General features: G+C 72.4%; 17 protein-coding genes and 1 riboswitch. Of the genes, 10 read left to right on the top strand and 7 right to left on the bottom strand.

What is annotated here, in order from left to right; all coding sequences use genetic code 11:
* Positions 1–36: 36 nt before the first annotated feature.
* A complete protein-coding gene (locus tag ACXJY8_RS23120) occupies positions 37–927 on the bottom strand; it encodes a collagen-like domain-containing protein (RefSeq protein ID WP_463774410.1) in 891 nt (296 codons plus the stop codon).
* Between the two features lie 368 nt (positions 928–1,295).
* Between ACXJY8_RS23120 and ACXJY8_RS23115 the strand changes: the two genes are divergently transcribed.
* Together ACXJY8_RS23115 and ACXJY8_RS23110 are read left to right on the top strand one after the other, a co-directional pair.
* Positions 1,296–2,018 (top strand): ImuA family protein, encoded by a 723-nt coding sequence (locus tag ACXJY8_RS23115; RefSeq protein ID WP_463774407.1) that lies wholly within the window; start codon positions 1,296–1,298, stop codon positions 2,016–2,018.
* Positions 1,915–3,501 (top strand): Y-family DNA polymerase, encoded by a 1,587-nt coding sequence (locus ACXJY8_RS23110; RefSeq protein ID WP_463774405.1) that lies wholly within the window; start codon positions 1,915–1,917, stop codon positions 3,499–3,501. Before ACXJY8_RS23115 ends, ACXJY8_RS23110 begins: the two co-directional genes overlap by 104 nt.
* A gap of 50 nt (positions 3,502–3,551) precedes the next feature.
* On the opposite strand, the gene thiC is transcribed toward ACXJY8_RS23110, so the two are convergent.
* Positions 3,552–5,444, bottom strand: a complete 1,893-nt coding sequence (thiC, locus tag ACXJY8_RS23105) for a phosphomethylpyrimidine synthase ThiC (RefSeq protein WP_463774403.1) — start codon at positions 5,442–5,444, stop codon at positions 3,552–3,554.
* 79 nt (positions 5,445–5,523) lie between these two features.
* Positions 5,524–5,632: riboswitch (TPP riboswitch) on the bottom strand.
* A gap of 149 nt (positions 5,633–5,781) precedes the next feature.
* Here thiC and ACXJY8_RS23100 point away from each other — a divergent pair.
* Positions 5,782–6,504, top strand: coding sequence for a BA14K family protein (locus ACXJY8_RS23100; RefSeq protein WP_463774401.1), 723 nt, complete (start codon positions 5,782–5,784; stop codon positions 6,502–6,504).
* A gap of 99 nt (positions 6,505–6,603) precedes the next feature.
* Here ACXJY8_RS23100 and ACXJY8_RS23095 read toward each other — a convergent pair whose 3' ends face one another.
* Both ACXJY8_RS23095 and ACXJY8_RS23090 read right to left on the bottom strand, forming a co-directional pair.
* On the bottom strand, positions 6,604–6,858 hold the full coding sequence (locus ACXJY8_RS23095; protein ID WP_056354828.1) for a hypothetical protein: 255 nt from the start codon (positions 6,856–6,858) through the stop codon (positions 6,604–6,606).
* 202 nt (positions 6,859–7,060) lie between these two features.
* Positions 7,061–7,798: a zinc metalloprotease gene (locus tag ACXJY8_RS23090; protein WP_463774397.1), complete on the bottom strand. Its 738-nt coding sequence runs from the start codon at positions 7,796–7,798 to the stop codon at positions 7,061–7,063.
* 321 nt (positions 7,799–8,119) lie between these two features.
* Between ACXJY8_RS23090 and ACXJY8_RS23085 the strand changes: the two genes are divergently transcribed.
* The 3 genes from ACXJY8_RS23085 to ACXJY8_RS23075 all read left to right on the top strand — a co-directional run bounded on the left by ACXJY8_RS23085 (position 8,120) and on the right by ACXJY8_RS23075 (position 10,620).
* Positions 8,120–8,965, top strand: coding sequence for an alpha/beta hydrolase (locus ACXJY8_RS23085; RefSeq protein ID WP_463774394.1), 846 nt, complete (start codon positions 8,120–8,122; stop codon positions 8,963–8,965).
* Between the two features lie 25 nt (positions 8,966–8,990).
* Positions 8,991–9,365, top strand: coding sequence for a restriction endonuclease (locus ACXJY8_RS23080; RefSeq protein ID WP_463774391.1), 375 nt, complete (start codon positions 8,991–8,993; stop codon positions 9,363–9,365).
* Positions 9,366–9,507: 142 nt separating this feature from the next.
* Positions 9,508–10,620 (top strand): acyltransferase family protein, encoded by a 1,113-nt coding sequence (locus ACXJY8_RS23075; protein WP_463774389.1) that lies wholly within the window; start codon positions 9,508–9,510, stop codon positions 10,618–10,620.
* A gap of 4 nt (positions 10,621–10,624) precedes the next feature.
* On the opposite strand, the gene ACXJY8_RS23070 is transcribed toward ACXJY8_RS23075, so the two are convergent.
* Positions 10,625–11,482, bottom strand: coding sequence for a glutamine amidotransferase-related protein (locus ACXJY8_RS23070; protein ID WP_463774387.1), 858 nt, complete (start codon positions 11,480–11,482; stop codon positions 10,625–10,627).
* A 145-nt stretch (positions 11,483–11,627) separates the two neighbouring features.
* Between ACXJY8_RS23070 and ACXJY8_RS23065 the strand changes: the two genes are divergently transcribed.
* Positions 11,628–11,915 (top strand): hypothetical protein, encoded by a 288-nt coding sequence (locus ACXJY8_RS23065; RefSeq protein WP_463774385.1) that lies wholly within the window; start codon positions 11,628–11,630, stop codon positions 11,913–11,915.
* A 24-nt stretch (positions 11,916–11,939) separates the two neighbouring features.
* On the opposite strand, the gene ACXJY8_RS23060 is transcribed toward ACXJY8_RS23065, so the two are convergent.
* Positions 11,940–12,149 carry a hypothetical protein gene (locus ACXJY8_RS23060; RefSeq protein ID WP_463774382.1) on the bottom strand — a complete coding sequence of 70 codons (210 nt, stop codon included), beginning with the start codon at positions 12,147–12,149 and terminating at the stop codon, positions 11,940–11,942.
* A 178-nt stretch (positions 12,150–12,327) separates the two neighbouring features.
* Between ACXJY8_RS23060 and ACXJY8_RS23055 the strand changes: the two genes are divergently transcribed.
* From ACXJY8_RS23055 to ACXJY8_RS23045, 3 genes are all read left to right on the top strand, one after another.
* Positions 12,328–12,651 carry a hypothetical protein gene (locus ACXJY8_RS23055; protein WP_463774379.1) on the top strand — a complete coding sequence of 108 codons (324 nt, stop codon included), beginning with the start codon at positions 12,328–12,330 and terminating at the stop codon, positions 12,649–12,651.
* Positions 12,652–12,761: 110 nt separating this feature from the next.
* A complete protein-coding gene (locus tag ACXJY8_RS23050) occupies positions 12,762–13,211 on the top strand; it encodes a GNAT family N-acetyltransferase (RefSeq protein WP_463774375.1) in 450 nt (149 codons plus the stop codon).
* Between the two features lie 251 nt (positions 13,212–13,462).
* Positions 13,463–15,667: a transglycosylase domain-containing protein gene (locus tag ACXJY8_RS23045; RefSeq protein WP_463774373.1), complete on the top strand. Its 2,205-nt coding sequence runs from the start codon at positions 13,463–13,465 to the stop codon at positions 15,665–15,667.
* Positions 15,668–15,685: 18 nt separating this feature from the next.
* Here ACXJY8_RS23045 and ACXJY8_RS23040 read toward each other — a convergent pair whose 3' ends face one another.
* Complete coding sequence (locus ACXJY8_RS23040; RefSeq protein WP_463774369.1) at positions 15,686–17,203, bottom strand: FAD-dependent oxidoreductase; 1,518 nt, start codon at positions 17,201–17,203, stop codon at positions 15,686–15,688.
* Between the last annotated feature and the right edge of the window lie 60 nt (positions 17,204–17,263).

Here is a 17,263-nt window from a genome sequence, read left to right as displayed (position 1 = left end):
TTCGGCGAGGGGCGATCGCCCGGGCCGGCCGGCTCCTCAGCGCCGGGCGCAGAGGCCGACGAGGCCTTGGGCTTCGCTGGGACAGGTCGCGCTCAAGGAGCCGTCGGCGCCCGCCGTCACGATGGCGCTGCCTCCCTTCAGGCACAGGGCCGAGGCCAGGATCTCGGTGCCCTCGCAGGTGATCGCGCAGCCCGAGGCCGGGCAGGTGTCCTGGCGCACCACCCGGAACGGGGATGCGGGTGCGGCGGCCGGCAGGGCGGCCGGACCGGCCTCGCCCTTCTGACCCGCCGGGCCGCGCTCGCCGGGCGACCCTTTCGCGCCGGCATCGCCCTTCGCGCCCATCTCGCCCTTCGCGCCGGCATCTCCCTTCGGACCCGTATCTCCCTTGGGACCCGGCTCACCCTTGGCACCCGGCTCACCCTTGGCACCCGGCTCGCCCTTCGGTCCCTGGGGACCGGGCAGGCCGGCGACGCCCTGCGGGCCGGCGGGGCCGGTCTCGCCCCTGTCGCCGGTCTCGCCCTTCTGGCCCGTCTCGCCCTTCGGTCCGGGCTGCCCGGCGGGGCCGCAATTGGCGATGACCGCCTCGCGCTCGTCCTCGCCCGCCTTCAGGGTGGCGATGCAGTTGGTGGGCACGTAGGGCAGGCGGAAGACGAAGCGGCCCCGGCTGTCGGCGATGATCGAGATATCCTCGTCGAGCACCACCACCGTGCCGGGCTTGCGCACGCTGCCCGAGATGCGCAGGTCGCCGTTCTCGAAGCGGGCATCGTAGACCTGGATCGGCTGCGACACGGCCTGGGGCCGGCGCGCCTTGGACGCCGCCCTGGAGTCTTCGCCCCTGGGTTGGGCCGCCGTCTGCGCGGCGGCGGGGAGCCCGCCCGCGACGGTGAGGAGGCCCGACAGGACCACGAGGGCACGAGCGAGACGCATGGAGTTCTCCCGGCTGATCCGCGTCTGCTGCGCGGCAGGCGAGGAGTGCTGCCCTGCCGCCGTCACAGGGTCAAGCGTGACCTGAATGCCGCCGCGGCGCCCGCTATCCACAGGCGTCCACAGCCTTCCACAGGCCAAGTCCCTGAGCCCAGGCGAAATTCCGAATCCCCCCGGAAACCGATTGAGTGTGTTCCTGTTTTGTTCTTAGCGTAGCGGGATGGAGCGCAGCCGATGAGACAGAGCCCTGAAGATCCTCCCGACGGAGAAACCGAGATCCTGCCGGCGGACCGGTCCGATGCGGATGGGCCGTCCCGGAACACGGCATCGCAGGATTCTCCCCCCTCGATCTGGCGGCCCTGCGCGACCTCGTGGCCGGCCGCGGGGGCGCCTCCGTTCTGCGGGGTGCCCTGCCCTTCGGCATCCACGACGTCGATTCGCGGCTCGCGCAGGGCGGCCTCGCCCTCGGGCAGCTGCACGAGATCGCCCCGGCCCAGGTCGGGGACGAGCCGGCGGCCCTCGGCTTCGCCCTGGCCCTGGTGGCGCGCCACCTCGCCCGGGTACGGGGCGAGGCCCTGCTGGTGGTGGGCCAGGGCCACCCCCTCCCCTACGGACACGGGCTCGCCGGCCTCGGCCTCGACCCGGGGCGGCTCCTGCTGTTCGAGGTCGCCAGCGACGGCGACGCCTACCGGGCCCTGGAGGAATCCCTGCGCGCGCAGGGGCTGGCGGCCGTGGCGGGTCTCGTCGACGCCGCCCTGCCCCTGGCCCAGAGCCGCCGGCTCCACCTCGCGGCCGGGCGGACCGACCTGCTCCTCCTCGTCCTGCGGCCTCCGGAGGCCGAGAGCCCCAACGTGGCCGCGACCCGCTGGCGGATCGCCGCCGGCAAGGCCCTGCGCGACCGCTTCGGCTGCATCGAGCGGCCGTGCTGGCAGGTGACCCTCGACCGAAGCCGCAACGGGCGGACCGGACACTGGCTTCTGGAGTGGGATCATGCCGCGCATCGTTTCGGTCTGGCTGGAGCATTGGCCGGTCACGCGGCTGAGGCGGGCCCGGGCGCGGGCCTGCCCGACCGACGCGTCCAGCGCTCGGGTTGAGGGCGCCCACGACGACGCTCCGCTCGATGACGGCCCCCTGGTGGTGGCCGCGATGGAGGCCAACGGCCTGCGCCTGGTCGCGGTGGACGCCGCCGCCCGCGCCCTCGGGCTCGAGCCCGGCGAGACCCTGGCCCGGGCCCGGGCCCGGATCGGCACGCCCGTCGCCGTCCATCCCGCCGACCCGGAGGCGGATGCCGCCGCCCTGCACCGGCTCTGCCTCTGGGCCAAGCGCTACACCCCCGTCGTCGCGCCCTACGGCCCCGCGGAGGGCGCCGACGGGTTCTTCCTCGACATCGCGGGGGCGAGCCACCTGTTCGGCGGCGAGGCGCAGCTGCTGGCGGATCTCGCCCGGCGCCTGTGCGAGGGCGCGATCCCGGCGCGGATCGCCCTCGCCGATACGCCCGCCTGCGCCTTCGCCCTGGCGCGCCACGGCGGAGGCGGCTTCGTGGCGCCCGGATGCAACGGCGAGGCCCTGCAGGCCCTGCCGGTCGCGGCCCTGCGCCTCGATCCCGGCACGGCGCAGGCCCTGGCCCGCCTCGGCCTGCGCCGGATCGGCGACCTCGCCGCCGCGCCCCGCGCGCCGCTGGCCCGTCGCTTCGGCGAGTCCCTGCTGCTGCGCCTCGACCAGGCGCTCGGCCGCCGGCCCGAGCCCCTCGTCTCGGCCGAGGACCCGCGTGATTTCGAGGCCGTGCGCGGCTTCCTCGAGCCGATCGGGCGGCCGGAGACCATCGTCGCCACGGCCATGCGCCTGATGGAAGGACTGGCCCCCCGGCTGGAGGCGGCCGGCCTGGGCGCCCGGGCGGTCCGGCTGTCCCTGACCCGCGTCGACGGCGTTCTGCGCACCCTCGACCTCGGCATGAGCCTGCCGAGCCGGTGCCCGGCCCAGCTCGGGCGCCTGCTGAGCCTGCGCCTCGACCGCCTCGGCCCGGCCCTCGAGGCCGGCTTCGGCTTCGAGACCGTGAGCCTCGCGGTCACCGCCACGGGCACGATCGCGGCGCGCCAGGGGACGCTGGTGGAAACGCCCGCCGGCGACGCAAGGGCCGAGCATCTGGGGGATGCCCTGCGCCAGCGCCTGGGACGGCGGATGATGCGGCTCGGCTTCCGCGCGACCCACCTGCCCGAGCGGGCCGAGATCGCGGAGCCCTGGCGGGCGGGTCCGCCTGCCCAGGGGGGGCGGACCGATCCGGCGCCCCGGCCGCCGCGACCGCTGGTGCTGCTCAGCCGGGGCGAGGCCGCCGAGGACGTCATCGCGCTCGCGCCCGACGGTCCGCCGCACCGCTTCCGCTGGCGCCGGCGCCTGCACCGCGTCGCCCATGCGGACGGACCCGAACGCATCGCCGACGAGTGGTGGCGGGCGCCGGGGCCGCTGCGGGACTACTACGTGGTGGAGGACGAGGCCGGCCGCCGCCTCTGGCTCTACCGGGAGGGCTTTCCCACGATGGAGACGCCCGCGCGCTGGTTCGTGCACGGGCTGTTCGCGTGAAAGGCCATGACCCGGCGCCTCGCCGTCCGGGTCATGGCTCTGCGACGCTGCTACTCCGCCGCGTCGACGTAGAGCTTGCCGCCCTCGGCCTGGAACTCGGCCGATTTCGCCGCCATGCCGGCCTCGCGCTCGGCCGCGCTCATCGGCGTCGCCTCTCCGAGCACCTGCCCGGCCGCCTCCATCGCCAGCACCTCGGCGCGCAGGTCCTGCGTGATCTTCATCGAGCAGAACTTCGGGCCGCACATCGAGCAGAAATGCGCGACCTTGTGGGCGTCCTTCGGCAGGGTCTCGTCGTGGTAGGCGCGGGCCGTATCGGGGTCGAGGGAGAGGTTGAACTGATCCTCCCAGCGGAAGTCGAACCGGGCCCGCGACAGGGCGTCGTCGCGCAGCTGCGCCGCCGGATGGCCCTTGGCGAGGTCGGCGGCATGGGCGGCGATCTTGTAGGTGATCACGCCTTCCTTGACGTCGTCGCGGTTGGGCAGGCCGAGATGCTCCTTCGGGGTGACGTAGCAGAGCATGGCGCAGCCGAACCAGCCGATCATCGCGGCGCCGATGCCGGAGGTGATGTGGTCGTAGCCGGGAGCGATGTCGGTGGTCAGCGGGCCGAGGGTGTAGAACGGCGCCTCGCCGCACTCCACGAGCTGCTTCTCCATGTTCACCTTGATCTTGTGCATCGGCACGTGGCCGGGGCCCTCGATCATCGTCTGGCAGCCCTTGTCCCAGGCGATCTTGGTCAATTCGCCCAGGGTCTCCAGCTCGGCGAACTGCGCCGCGTCGTTGGCATCCGCGATGGAGCCGGGGCGCAGGCCGTCGCCCAGCGAGAACGAGACGTCGTAGGCCCGCATGATGTCGCAGATCTCGTCGAAGCGCTCGTAGAGGAACGACTCCCGGTGACCGGCGAGGCACCAGCGCGCCATGATCGAGCCGCCGCGGGAGACGATGCCGGTGACCCGGCGCGCGGTGAGCGGCACGTGGGCGAGGCGCACGCCCGCATGGATTGTGAAGTAGTCGATGCCCTGCTCGGCCTGCTCGATCAGGGTGTCCTTGAAGACCTCCCAGTCGAGCTTCAGCGGATCGCCGCCGACCTTCTCCAGGGCCTGGTAGATCGGAACCGTGCCGATCGGAACCGGCGAGTTGCGCACGATCCACGAGCGGATGTTGTGGATGTTGCGGCCCGTCGAGAGGTCCATCACCGTGTCGGCGCCCCAGCGGGTCGCCCAGACCAGCTTCTCGACCTCCTCGGCGGCCGAGGACGTCACGGCGGAATTGCCGATATTGGCGTTGATCTTCACCAGGAAGTTGCGGCCGATCGCCATCGGCTCCACCTCGGGGTGGTTGATGTTGGCCGGGATGATGGCCCGGCCCCGGGCCACCTCGTCACGGACGAATTCCGGCGTGATGAAGGCCGGCAGGGAGGCGCCGAAGCTGTTGCCGTCGGCGAGTGCGGCCTGCGCGCCCTCCAGCATCGTCTGGCGGGCGAGGTTCTCCCGGTTGGCGACGTAGATCATCTCCTCGGTGATGATCCCGGCGCGGGCGAACTCGTACTGCGTCACCATCTGGCCCGGGCCGGCCTTGCGGATCTCCCGGGTGGCCGGACACGGGGCCACGAGCTTGTCCTCGGGCACGAACCCGTTGTCCTCGGGCTTGACCGCACGCGGCGTCACCGTGGCGTAGCCGCGCCGGGCGATCCAGGGCTCGCGCACCAGCGGCAGGCCGGCATGGAGGTCGATCCTGGCATCCGTCTCCGTGTAGGGGCCCGACGGATCGTAGACCCGCACCGGGGCCTCCTTCGGATCGCTGAGCGTGATTTCGCGGAACGGCACCCGGATGTCGTCGTGTCCGGCCACGGGCGCGTAGACCTTGCGCGAGCCCATGATCGGGCCGGTGGTCACCGCCTGGGGCTGGCCCTGCGGCAGATCCTTCGGGAGAACGGGTGCATTCATCGGGTTCGCTCCTGGCGTGGGAGACGATCCGGTTCGGATGCGACGGTGCCGGATGGGATGGCGCCTGGGGATTCGCGCCGTCTTTCGAGATTCCCGTCCCTCCGCCGGTACGAACCGGATCAGGTTCAAGGGTCAGGGCGACGCGCCCAATCTCAGCTCCCGTACTCGGAGCCCCCCTCGGAATGCTTCCAGATTCATGGTCGGCGGCCGGTTTGTCAATCGCCGGATCGGCAAAGCGACGCGGAAGGGGGTGTGAAACGAACTTTGTCGTCAGGCCCCGCGTTTGTTCACCAGAAGTTCGATCCTCGGGATCGACACGCGAACGACAGGTTCTCCCATGAAACGCATATTTCTGGCATCGGCCGCCCTGGTCGGTGCCCTCGCGATGATTCCCGCTTCCGCCGACGCGCGTCCGGGTGGCGGCGGCGGCTTCCGCGGCGGTGGCGGCGGCTTCCACGGCGGCGGCCTGGGTGGCGGCGGGTTCCGTGGCGGCAATTTCGGCGGCGGTGGCTTCCGCGGCGGTCTCGCCCAGGGTGGCGGTTTCCGTGGTGGCAACTTCGGCGGCGGCGGCTTCCGCGGCGGCCTCGCCCAGGGTGGCTTCAACCGGGGCGGGTTCAACCGCGGCGGAGCCATCGGCGTGGGCGCCGGTGCCGTCGGTGCCGGAGCGGGCCTCGCCGCCGGCAACGGCTTCCGGGGCGATCGCGGCGGGTTCAACCGCGGCGGCGCCTATGCCGGGCGCGGCTACGGCTATCGCCGCGGCTATGGCGGTCTCGGCCTCGGGCTCGGCCTGGGTCTCGCGGGCGCCGGCATCGGCTACGGCCTCGGCAGCGCCTATGGCGGCTATTACGGCGACGACTACTACGCCGGCGGCTACGCACCGGCCTATTACGGCGGCTACGCGCCCTACGGCGGCGGCTATGCCGCGACGGGCTACGAGGCCGGCCCGGAGGTCGCGACCAGCGGCGAGGACGTGGCCTACTGCGTCCAGCGCTTCCGCTCCTACGACCGCCCCACCGGCACCTATCTCGGCAATGACGGCCAGCGTCACGCCTGCCCGTAGCGGCCACGGGTGACCGCAGGATCGAAGGGCTCCGCCGCGAGGCGGGGCCCTTTCGCGTTTCGGGCCGTCAGGCGCGTGGAGGCCGGCGGCCGGTCCGCCTCAGGACCCCTGCAGGCTCTCGGCGAAATCGTCCGGCACCTCGCCGAAGCTGCCGAGAATGGTCGCGCTCTCCAGTTCGCCGGTCTCGTCGTCGGCCACGACCTTGATCGCCGCCGTGCCGGGGAAGCGCGCCGCCATGGCTTCGGCCTTCTTCAAGGCGCCGCTCTCCGTTACCGCCACCTCGCGGTCGCCCGGCGAGAGCCGTTTGCGCTTGAGCACGAAGGTCTGCACCAGGAACGTCGTCTTGAGGGCCATGACAGGGTCTCTCCACCGGGCGCGCCGGATCGGTCGGGTCCGGAGGCCAGGGCACCTAGCACGAAAGCCCGCGAGGGCCCCACGATGCCCCGATGCCGCGGCCGCGTCGCCCCGCCTTCGGGCCGCCCCCCTCCTGGCGGGGCGAACAGACCGGCGCGTCATCGCGCACATCCCGCCCCGTGCGCTTCCCGCGACGTCCCGCTCACCAGAGGCGGACGAGGCCGAATCCCGCGATGACATCCGCCAGATCGATGCCGAACGCCCCGGTCAGCAACAGGCTCACCCGAAACAGGGGACGGGTGAAGGCCGACGAGACCAGGAACAGGCCGAGCAGCACCAGACCGGAATGCCGGGCCATGCGGTCCGTCCAGGTCCAGAGGGCGGTGGCGTTCGCGGACAGCCAGGGCCGGAAGATGTCGTAGCCGTCGAGGCCCGGGACCGGCATCAGCCCGAGCACCAGGGCCGTGCCCTGGAACAGCACCGAGACGGCGAGCACCGCCCGCAGGGGCTCCGCCCCCGCACTCGACAGGGCATAGAGGAACGCCAGCACGAGCAGGAAGGCGAAGCTCATCGCCGGGCCAGCGGCCGCGATCGCCGATCGCCGGCCCCGGCCGAGGCCTTCCGTGGCAGAAGCCCCGACCCCGCCCGGGAACCCGACCCCACCCATGACGGTGAAGAGCACGGGCAGCAGCATGGTGGCCACCGGGTTGGGCGCACGCAGCGGATCGAGGGTGAGCGCTCCGGTCCGGGGCAGGCCCCAGACCCGCGCGGCGCGGGCATGTCCGTACTCGTGCAGGCACAATCCCAGCACCCAGCCGGCCATCAGGAACACGAAGGCGGCGCCGGAGCCCGCGAGCGCCCCCGTGCCGATGCCGAAGCCGACCCCGCTGAAGATCAGCCCGACGAGGAGCACGTTCGTGCTCAGGCCGGGTTCGTCCATGCTCCGCACATGGCCGGGCGATCCCGTCATGCGGCGGCGCGCCGCGCGGGCGCGACGGGGCGAGGACGGTTCCGAAGGAGCCGGCGTTCGGGGGAGACGGGGGCGGTGGCTGTCACGCGACGCAACATCGCTGGTGACACGGCAAAGTCCAGTCCCTAACTCTCGGCGACGCCCCGATGTCCCCCCATCCCCCGGGTCCGGTGCGATCCGGCGCCCCGTCGCGAAGGACCGGGACCGCCGCTCGGTCGCAAGCCTTTCCGGATCGAGCCCCGCCTTGGATCGAGCCTTGCCCCGGATCGAGCCTTGCCCCGGATCGCGCGCATGCGTCTCCTCGTCTCCCTCCTGGTCACCGCGTTCCTCGGCCTCTCTCTCCTGGCCGTGACCCTGCTGACCGTGTTTCAGCGCCACCTGATCTACCCCGGCGCCTACCGCGGCCGGGCCCCCGCGGCGGCGCGAAGGGCACCCGCGGGGACGGAGGCGGTCAGCCTGCCGACGGCCGACGGGGAGCGCCTGTTCGGGTTGTGGCGCGCGCCCGAACCGGGCTGCCCGGTGGTGCTGAGTTTCCACGGCAACGGCTCGCGGCCCGAGCCCGGCGCGGCGCGCTTTGCCGGCGCGCCCTGGCGCACGGCCGGATGGGGCGTCCTCGCCATCGCCTATCGCGGCTATCCCGGCTCGACCGGGAGCCCGAGCGAGGCGGGCCTGATCGCCGACGGAGAGGCGGCCTACGCGCTGGTCCAGGCCCGGGCTCCCGGGGCGGCGGTACTGCTGCACGGGCACTCCCTCGGCGCCGCGGTGGCGGTGGCCATGGCGACGACCCGGCCGCATCTCGGCCTCTACCTGGAGGCCCCCTTCGACTCGCTCGCCGCCATCGTCGCCGGACGCTTCCCGTTCCTGCCGACCCGCCTCCTCCTGCGCGACACCTTCCGGTCCGATGCGCGCATCGCCGCGGAGGGCGGCCCGGTCCTCGTCGTCCACGGCACGGACGACGCCGTGGTGCCGGTGGCCCATGCCGAGCGGCTAGCGGCACGGGCCGGGCCGCGCGCACAGATGACGGTGATCGCCGGCGACCACGTCTCCATTCTCGGAACGCAGGACGATCGGGCCCTCGACGTCATCCGACCGAACGAGTCCGCCTGCCGTCCACTTGTCCCGGCGGCGGTCCACTGACGAATCCTTCCGACGGGAGAGACCCTTGGGACGACGAGCCCGACTCTGGCGCGAAGACGATCCGGCGACGCACGGTCCGCAGGCCAAGCCCGCGGTGATCTGCCCGCTCTGCGAACGGCCGATCCCGCCCCACGCCAAATCGAGCCTGCACCACCTGACCCCGAAGCTGAAGGGCGGGGCGCGGGCCGGAACGGTGCGCCTGCACCAGATCTGCCACTCGGCGATCCACGCCCGATTCAGCGAGGCCGAGATCGCCCGCCGCCTGGCCGACGTGGATGCCCTGCGGGCGGCCCCCGAAATGGCGGAGTTCCTGGCCTGGGTCCGGACCAAGCCGGACGACTTCCATGCTGCGACCCGGATGACCCGCGGCCGCCGGGGGGCCAAGCGCGACCCGCATTGAAGCCGGCGAAGCGGGGGAAAACCGGCAAAGCGGGGGACGGCCTTTACCGCCTGTTCGGCATGATCCGCAGGCGTTGCAACCCGTATCCGCCTCCTTAAGACCTCGCGCCGAAGGATGTCGGTCCTCTGAGCGGGGACGGATCATGGCGGCGGTCGAGGCTGGGCAAGGAACGGAGCGGCGGGCGGCGGTCTCACCGGACGATGCGAGCCGGCTCGCCTGGGTGGACGTCGCCAAGGGCCTCTGCATCATCCTGGTGGTGATGATGCATTCGACGCTGGGCACCGGCATCGCCATGGAGGGCGAGGGTTTCCTCCACACCGTGGTGGCCTTCGCGCGCCCCTTCCGCATCCCGGACTTCTTCCTGCTGTCGGGGCTGTTCCTCGGGCGGGTGATCGATCGCGACTGGCGCCTGTTCCTCGACCGGCGCCTGGTGCACTTCGTCTATTTCTACGTGCTCTGGGTGCTGATCCAGTCGGCGTTCAAGTACGGCCAGATCGTCGACGGGGCCGGGCCCGGGGCCTTCGTCGCCCACCTCGCCCTCGCCGTGGTCGAACCCTACTCGACGCTGTGGTTCATCTACCTGCTGGCGGTGTTCTCCGTGCTGACGAAGGCGCTCCGCTCGGTTCCGGCGCCTTTGCTCCTCGGCGTCGCGGCCCTGCTAGAGCTCCTGCCGGTCCACACCGGATCGGAGCTGATCAACGAGTTCTGCGACCGCTACGTCTGGTTCCTCGTCGGCTATCTCCTCGCCGGGCGCATCTTCGGCTTCGCCGACCTCGTGCAGCGGCACGCCCGCACCGCCCTCCTCGGCCTCGCGCTGTGGGCCGCGGTCAACGCCGCCCTGGTCTTCGTCCCCACGGGCTGGCCGGCCGTCCCCGCCCTGGCGAACCTCCCGGGACTCGGCCTCGTCCTCAGTGGCGCCGGCGCCCTCGCGATCGTCGCCATCGGCGCCCTGATGTCCCGGGCCGGAGGACCGGTGACGGCGGCCCTGCGGGCCTGCGGCCAGCGCTCGATCGTGATCTACCTCGCGTTCTTCCTGCCGATGGCCCTGACCCGCACGCTGATCGTGAAGACCGGGATCATCACCGATATCGGCTGGGCGAGCCTCCTCGTGACGGTGGTGGCGCTCCTGGTTCCGCTGGCCTTCGAGCGGGCGATCCGTCACACCCGGCTGTCGTTCCTGTTCGTTCGGCCCCGGGCCTTCCACATCGTCGGCGCCCGCCCGCGGTCGGGCGCCCCGGCCCTGCACCCGGTCTGAACCGTCAGGCCGCGGCCTCGACACGCGGGCGCACGAGCCGGTCGAGGAAGTTGCCGATCTCCGCCCGTCGGCGGGCCGGCTCCAGCAGGTCGTCTCCGAGGCGATGGCGGGCGATCAGGTCCCGCTGCCCCGCCGGATTTTCATGGACGCGGCAGAGATCGGCCGCATAGGCCTCGACGGCGGCGTGATCGGACAATGCGCCGGCCTCCACCACGTCGTCGGCGCTCAGGCGCAGCATCGCCGCGAGCGCATCGAGGTCGAGTTCCGGGTGGTACTGGGTGCCCCAGAACACCCCCGCCCCATGGTGGATCTCGATCGCCTGGACCGACAGGACCCCGTTGCCCGCCAGGACGGTGGCATGGGCCGGCGGCGTGATGACGGCGTCGAGATGCATGGCCGGGGCGTCGAAGCGGTCGCGACGCCCGGCGAGGAGCGGATGCGTGCGGCCGGCCTCGGTCCGGACGAGGTCCCGCGAGAAGCCGTATTCCGGACCTTTCGGATTGCGGGCCGCATGGCCGCCCGCCACCACCGCGGCCACCTGCACGCCCCAGCAGGAGCCGAAGACCGGGAGCCCGGCGCCGAGGGCGTCGCGGACGAGATCGATCTGGCGCCGCACGGCGTCGGACTCGTCGCAGACATGCAGGGTGGACCCGGTCACGAACAGGGCGTCGAAGCCGGCGAGCGCCGCCCCGGGGGGCAGCGCCGCGTCGGAATCGGCCGGGTTGATCAGCGTGGTGGCGACCCCCGGCGAGACCTGGTCCAGCACCTCCGCGTAAGCCTCAGCGGAGGTGACGCCGGTACCCGAAACGTGAGCGGCCCGCCCCGCCCGGTCGTTTCCATCGGCCACGAGAAGGTGCAGCATGTCCTGGGTCCCATCCGGCCCGGGGGCCGGTCAAAGGGACGGGGAACGATCCCTGCACCCCCTCGTTCCCGTCAGGGTGGACGCCGCATCGCCGCATGACGACGCGGTGCCGATCCACACCCTGAGCACAGGATCGGAGCCTCCGATGGCCACGCGACGTCCCGCGACCGCCCCGCTCGATCGCGCCCGACCGGCGCTCCTCAGCCTCACCCTCGCGGGCTTCGCGCTGGGGATCGCGTCCGGTCCCGCCGCAGCGCAATACATGGCCCTGACGGCGCCGCCGCCGAAGCCTGCCGCGCCCGAGCCGCCGAAGCCGGTGCCGCCGACGGCCCGACCGGTCGAGCATGCCTTCAACGGGCAGTTGCCGAACCAGCGCACGGGCCAGGGGCGCCAGCGCGTGGTCCGCGATATCTGCATCGGCTGCGACCGCTGATCCGACCGCGGCCGGATCGCGGCGTCAAGGCTCGTCCCGGGCCCTGCGCGTGATCGCCTCCACCATGCCCTGGGACAGGCGCACGAACTGACCTGTGCCGTGCCCGCGCGCGTCGAGCAATTCGGCGAAGACGGGCTTTGCCGGCTCGTAGGCCAGGGCTTCGCGCGAGCGGGGCCTGCGGCGCTTTTCGCGGAGGCGGTCGGCAAGGGCGGCAGGAACGAACGGATCGCGCAAGTCCGGCAGGCTCCTCGGAAGGGCCCCGCGGGGCGGCCCCCGCGCGGCGAGGCCCGGGCTTAGGACCGTGCTGGTTGCCGGATTCTTAAGAACCGGCGCCGGCGACGGACCGGCCCGCCATGGCGGAACCCTATTCCGGCGGCCGAGGTTGGGTCTGTCGAACAGGGAGAAATACTTTATGCCTGACAGCGTGTTGGCCACCGTGACCGTTCCGTCCCTCAGGGCCGCCCGCGCGGCGCGGGAGCGCCTGTCGCGGGCCGGATTCGCGCGCAACAGCGTCGAGATCGACCGCCTCGACGACGATGGTTTCGAGGTTTCGATCGCGACCCGGCCGGAGAACCATGCCCGCGCCGAGCGCATCCTGAGCGGCTCGCCCCTGGGCAACGATCTCCGCGCGGCGGGCCAGGTCGCGGCGAGCCGCCTCCAGGACAATCGCGGCCTCGCCCTCGGCCTCGCGGCCCTGGCGGGCTTCGCCCTGTTCGGTCTGATGCGGCGAGACTAGAGCATTGTCTTCACGCGAGCCGGCATCCCCCTCGCTCTAGAATGCTCTAGAACGGCTCGAGGCCCCCTCGCTCCGCCGGCCCCGGCCGACGGAGCAGACCGGAGTGATGCGTGGCGAGCCGTTACGGCCTGGAAATCCGGGCGGCGCAGGGCGGTGACGCCGCGGGCCTCGCCGAACTCCTGCGCGCCTCCGGCCATCCCGTCGCCGCCGAAGCCCTGGCCGAGCGGATCGAGGCCCTGCGGCAGGGACCCGGCGTCGCCCTCGTGGCGGTCGAATGGGGTCCGCCGAGCGGCCTCATCGTCCTGCACTGGTATCCGTCCCTGGCCGCGAGCCTGCCGACCGCCCAGATCACCACCCTGCTGGTCGATCCCGATGCACGACGGCGCGGCATCGGCCGTCTCCTCCTGAAGGCGGCCTCCCAGGCGGCCCGCTCCTCCGGATGCGGCGACCTCCAGTTGCTGACCGGTTCCGGACAGGCAGAGTTGCAGGCCTTCGGTGCCGCCACAGGATTCAGCGACCAGGGCGCCCTGTCGGTCAGGCCGCTGCGCAAGAAGGGGTGAAGCGATCCGACGTTTCCCGGACCGCTCCGCAGCGCGGGGGCGTGGCCAACTCCCTTGTCCGCCCCGAGCGGATCGGCCTGCCTGACCCTTGGCCGAACATTCGCGGCACGGACCGCCGGAGCCCTGCAATTTCCCCTGATATTTCAAAGCGTTGAAAATTCGGCCGGTTAACACCCCTTAAACCCGCCGCAATTACCGTGCGCAAGCAGGGTCGCTCGAATCGCGAACGAACCTTGGGGCAGACGGGACGCATGGCGAAGGGACGCGCAGGCGGAGGCAGGGGGGAGCCGAACTTCGACGTGCCCGAGGGCCGCGTCGGGGACCCGGCCGATCTCGACCTGCGCCTCTCGCGATCCGATCGCGCGGGAGGCGGCGTGGCACGAGGCGAGTCAGGTTCGAAGGGCGGCCGCGGCGCGAAGGGCCGCGCATCCGCCGCCCCGCCGGCCCGGGCCCTGCGCAAGGCGCCGCGCCGGGCGCGCCGCTCGATCCTCGGGCGGCTGGCCTACGGCGTCCTCGTCCTGGGCCTCTGGGGCGTGATCGGCATCGCCGGGCTCGTGGCCTACCATGCCTCGCAGCTGCCGCCGATCGACCAGCTCGCCGTGCCCAAGCGGCCGCCCAACATCGCGATCCTGGCGAGCGACGGCTCCCTGCTGGCCAATCGCGGCGAGACCGGCGGCCGGGTCGTCAGCATCAAGGAACTGCCGCCCTACCTGCCGCGCGCCTTCGTGGCGATCGAGGACCGGCGCTTCTACAGCCACCTCGGCGTCGACCCCGTGGGCATCGCCCGGGCGGTGGCCCAGAACATCACCCGGCGCGGCGTCTCCCAGGGCGGCTCGACCCTGACGCAGCAGCTCGCCAAGAACCTCTTCCTGACCCCAGAGCGCTCGGCCTCGCGCAAGATCCAGGAGGCGATCCTCGCCCTGTGGCTCGAGCACAAGTACAGCAAGGACGAGATCCTCGAGCTCTACCTGAACCGCGTCTATTTCGGCGCCGGCGCCTACGGCGTGGAGGCGGCCGCCCAGCGCTACTTCGGCAAGCCGGCGAAATCCGTGACCCTGGCGGAGGCCGCGATGCTCGGCGGCCTCGTCCAGGCGCCCTCGCGCCTGGCGCCGAACCGCAACCTGCCCGCGGCCCAGGCCCGCGCCGCCCAGGTGCTCGCGGCCATGGAGGAGCTGGGCTTCGCCAAGCCCGCCGACGCCAAGCTGGCCCTGGCGAGCCCGGCCCGGCCCGCCGGCGTGCGCGGCGGCGGCTCGGCCAACTACGTCGCCGACCTCGTGATGGACGTCCTCGACGACTTCGTGCCGAAGTTCGAGAGCGACATCGTCATCAGCACCACCGTCGATACCGGCCTCCAGAGCGCCGGCGAGAAGGCGCTGGTGGACGAGCTGAACCAGAAGGGCGGCCGCTACAACGTCGCCCAGGGCGCCCTCGTCTCGATGAAGCCGGACGGGGCGATCCGCGCCCTGGTGGGCGGGCGCGACTACGCCCAGAGCCAGTTCAACCGCGCCACCACCGCCAAGCGCCAGCCGGGCTCGTCGTTCAAGCCCTTCGTCTATCTCGCGGCGGTCGAGCACGGCCTGACCCCCGACACGGTGCGCGACGACGCGCCGATCACCATCAAGGGCTGGAGCCCGGAGAACTATTCGCGCGACTACCGGGGGGCCGTGACCCTGCGCGACGCCCTCGCGCTGTCCCTCAACACCGTGGCGGTCCGCCTCGGCCAGGAAGTCGGCCCCAGGGCCGTGGTGCAGACGGCCCAGCGGCTCGGCATTTCCTCCCCGCTCCAGGCCAACGGCTCGATCGCGCTCGGCACCTCGGAGGTGACGCCCCTGGAGATGGTCGGCGCCTACGCCGCCTTCGCCAATGGCGGCACGGGCGTGATTCCCTACGTCATCGCCAGCGTGAAGGGCGCCGACGGCAAGGTGCTCTACAAGCGCAAGGATGGCGGCCTCGGCCGCGTCATCGACGCCAACGCGGTCTCGATGATGAACGCGATGATGCACGAGACCTTCGTCACCGGCACCGCCAAGAAGGCGGAGGTCCCGGGCTGGGACCTCGCCGGCAAGACCGGCACCAGCCAGGATTTCCGCGATGCCTGGTTCATCGGCTACTCGGCCACCCTGGTGACCGGCGTCTGGCTCGGCAACGACGACGGCGAGTCGACCAAGAAAGTCTCGGGTGGCAACCTGCCGGGCGAGATCTGGAAGGCCTACATGACCGTGGCGCTGAAGGGCCAGAGCCCGGTGATGCTCCCGGGCGCCAATCGCTGGCGCAACCGCGGCCCGTCCGAGCCCGCCGTCACCAACAGCACCCCGGGCGGCCTGATCGGCGCTCTCCTGGGCGAACCCCAGCCGGCGGCCCCGCCCCGGCCCACCGCCCGCCACGCGGATGCGAGCCGCGGCCCGAGCCAGGACGACCGCAACTTCCTCGAGAAGCTGTTCGGGGTCGGCGAGTAGACCGGCAGTCCCGCCGGATCAGGCCTCCGCCCCCCAGCGCAGGCCGTGCTGCGCCTGGAAGGCGGCCAGCGACGGAACGGAAGCCCCCGCATCGGCGAGGGCCACGTAGCCGTCGGGGCGCACGAGGTAGAGGGCGTCGCGGGCCAAGCCGACCCGCTCGGCCTCGGGGCTCCAGGTGATCACGCGCAGGAGCAGCCCCTGCTGCGCACACCAGCGCGCCAGGCCCGGCGGCGCCGTTCCGGGGACCTCCACCCGCCATCCCGGCGCGACATCGTCCGCGCTCGGCAACCAGGGCCACCGGTCTCCCCCATGGATCCGTCCCGCACGGCCGGCGCTCAGGGCGCTGTGCCGGTAGGACAACCCGATCTGCGAGATCGTCCGGAACAGGAAGCGCCGGAGGGCCGGCGAGCCGCCGATGAGGGGCGCGATCAGAGGCACGAGCCACGTCCGCCAGAGCTGCGCCGCCGCGTTCTCCGAAGTCGCCAGGGTGAACACCCGGTCCGTCGTCGCGACGAGGCGGCGGGCAAAGCCGATCCGCTCGGTCTCGTAGGTGTCGAGCAGGGCATCGCCGGCCCGGCCCCGGAGACAGGCGGCGAGCTTCCAGCCGAGGTTCATCGCGTCGCCGATGCCGGTGTTCATGCCCTGGCCGCCGGCCGGGCTGTGAATATGCCCGGCATCCCCCAGCAGGAACACGCTTCCGTCCCGGAAGCGGTCGGCGACCCGGTGATGCACCCGGTAGGTCGAGAACCAGTTCACCGTCCGCGGCGCGACGTGCAGGCGTTCCAGCGCCGTCGTGGCGATATCGTCGAAGCTGAGGCTCTCCCGGCGACCGGCGTGATCGTCGAGCACCGTTCCGACGAGGCGGGCCCGCCCGCGCGCCGCCAGGGGGAACACGGCGAGGAAATCGGCGGGTCCGCCGAGGTTGAGATGGATCTCGCCGTCGATCGCGGGACCGTCCGCGGCGATGTCGGCGACGTAGAAGAACCGGTCGTATGTGCCGCCGGGAAAGCCGATCCCCAGGGTCTCGCGCACCGTGGAGCGGGCGCCGTCGCACCCGGCGAGGTAGGCGGCCGCGACCTGCTCCTGCGCACCGTCGCCCGTGCGCAGGGTGGCCAGGATGCGGGCCCTGTCCCGCGTGAACCCGACGAGCTCGGTGCGTCGTTCGACCCGGACCCCGGCCGCCGCGAGGCGATCGACCAGGACACGCTCGTGCACGTCCTGCGGGGAGATCAGCAGGAAGGGATAGGGGGTGGAATCCGTTGGGTCGGCCGCGAAGGCCACGCGGGCGCGCTTCGTACCCGCGTTCCAGACGTTGACGGCGTGCACCGGGTGCCCGGCATCGACCACCGCGTCGGCGAGGTCGAGCAGACGATAGAGTTCGAGGGTGCGCGCCTGGATGCCGAGCGCCCGGGAGGTGGTGCCGGGCCCCTCCGTCCGGTCAATGATCCGGACCCGGATTCCGAGCCGCGTCAGCCACAGGGCGAGGACGAGGCCCGTCGGGCCGGCGCCGACGATCAGGACTTCCGTGCGTTCCATGGATCGTCACGCCGACCCGGAGCGCCGGGCGCGGCCCGGCTTTCGGGAGGCATCGTAGCA

The organism is Methylobacterium sp. TK31 (assembly GCF_055361545.1).
Note: the sequence above shows the minus strand (reverse complement) of the source record. Positions and strands in the feature narration are given on the sequence as shown.

Excerpts from the sequence above, each read along its gene's own strand:
- ACXJY8_RS23055 (WP_463774379.1), top strand. The coding sequence starts at position 12,328 with ATGCCTGACAGCGTGTTGGCCACCGTGACCGTTCCGTCCCTCAGGGCC.
- ACXJY8_RS23110 (WP_463774405.1), top strand. The coding sequence starts at position 1,915 with ATGCCGCGCATCGTTTCGGTCTGGCTGGAGCATTGGCCGGTCACGCGG.
- ACXJY8_RS23040 (WP_463774369.1), bottom strand. The coding sequence starts at position 17,203 with ATGGAACGCACGGAAGTCCTGATCGTCGGCGCCGGCCCGACGGGCCTC.
- ACXJY8_RS23070 (WP_463774387.1), bottom strand. The coding sequence starts at position 11,482 with ATGCTGCACCTTCTCGTGGCCGATGGAAACGACCGGGCGGGGCGGGCC.
- ACXJY8_RS23075 (WP_463774389.1), top strand. The coding sequence starts at position 9,508 with ATGGCGGCGGTCGAGGCTGGGCAAGGAACGGAGCGGCGGGCGGCGGTC.
- ACXJY8_RS23090 (WP_463774397.1), bottom strand. The coding sequence starts at position 7,798 with ATGGACGAACCCGGCCTGAGCACGAACGTGCTCCTCGTCGGGCTGATC.
- ACXJY8_RS23120 (WP_463774410.1), bottom strand. The coding sequence starts at position 927 with ATGCGTCTCGCTCGTGCCCTCGTGGTCCTGTCGGGCCTCCTCACCGTC.
- ACXJY8_RS23085 (WP_463774394.1), top strand. The coding sequence starts at position 8,120 with ATGCGTCTCCTCGTCTCCCTCCTGGTCACCGCGTTCCTCGGCCTCTCT.
- ACXJY8_RS23065 (WP_463774385.1), top strand. The coding sequence starts at position 11,628 with ATGGCCACGCGACGTCCCGCGACCGCCCCGCTCGATCGCGCCCGACCG.
- ACXJY8_RS23100 (WP_463774401.1), top strand. The coding sequence starts at position 5,782 with ATGAAACGCATATTTCTGGCATCGGCCGCCCTGGTCGGTGCCCTCGCG.
- ACXJY8_RS23095 (WP_056354828.1), bottom strand. The coding sequence starts at position 6,858 with ATGGCCCTCAAGACGACGTTCCTGGTGCAGACCTTCGTGCTCAAGCGC.
- thiC (WP_463774403.1), bottom strand. The coding sequence starts at position 5,444 with ATGAATGCACCCGTTCTCCCGAAGGATCTGCCGCAGGGCCAGCCCCAG.
- ACXJY8_RS23045 (WP_463774373.1), top strand. The coding sequence starts at position 13,463 with ATGGCGAAGGGACGCGCAGGCGGAGGCAGGGGGGAGCCGAACTTCGAC.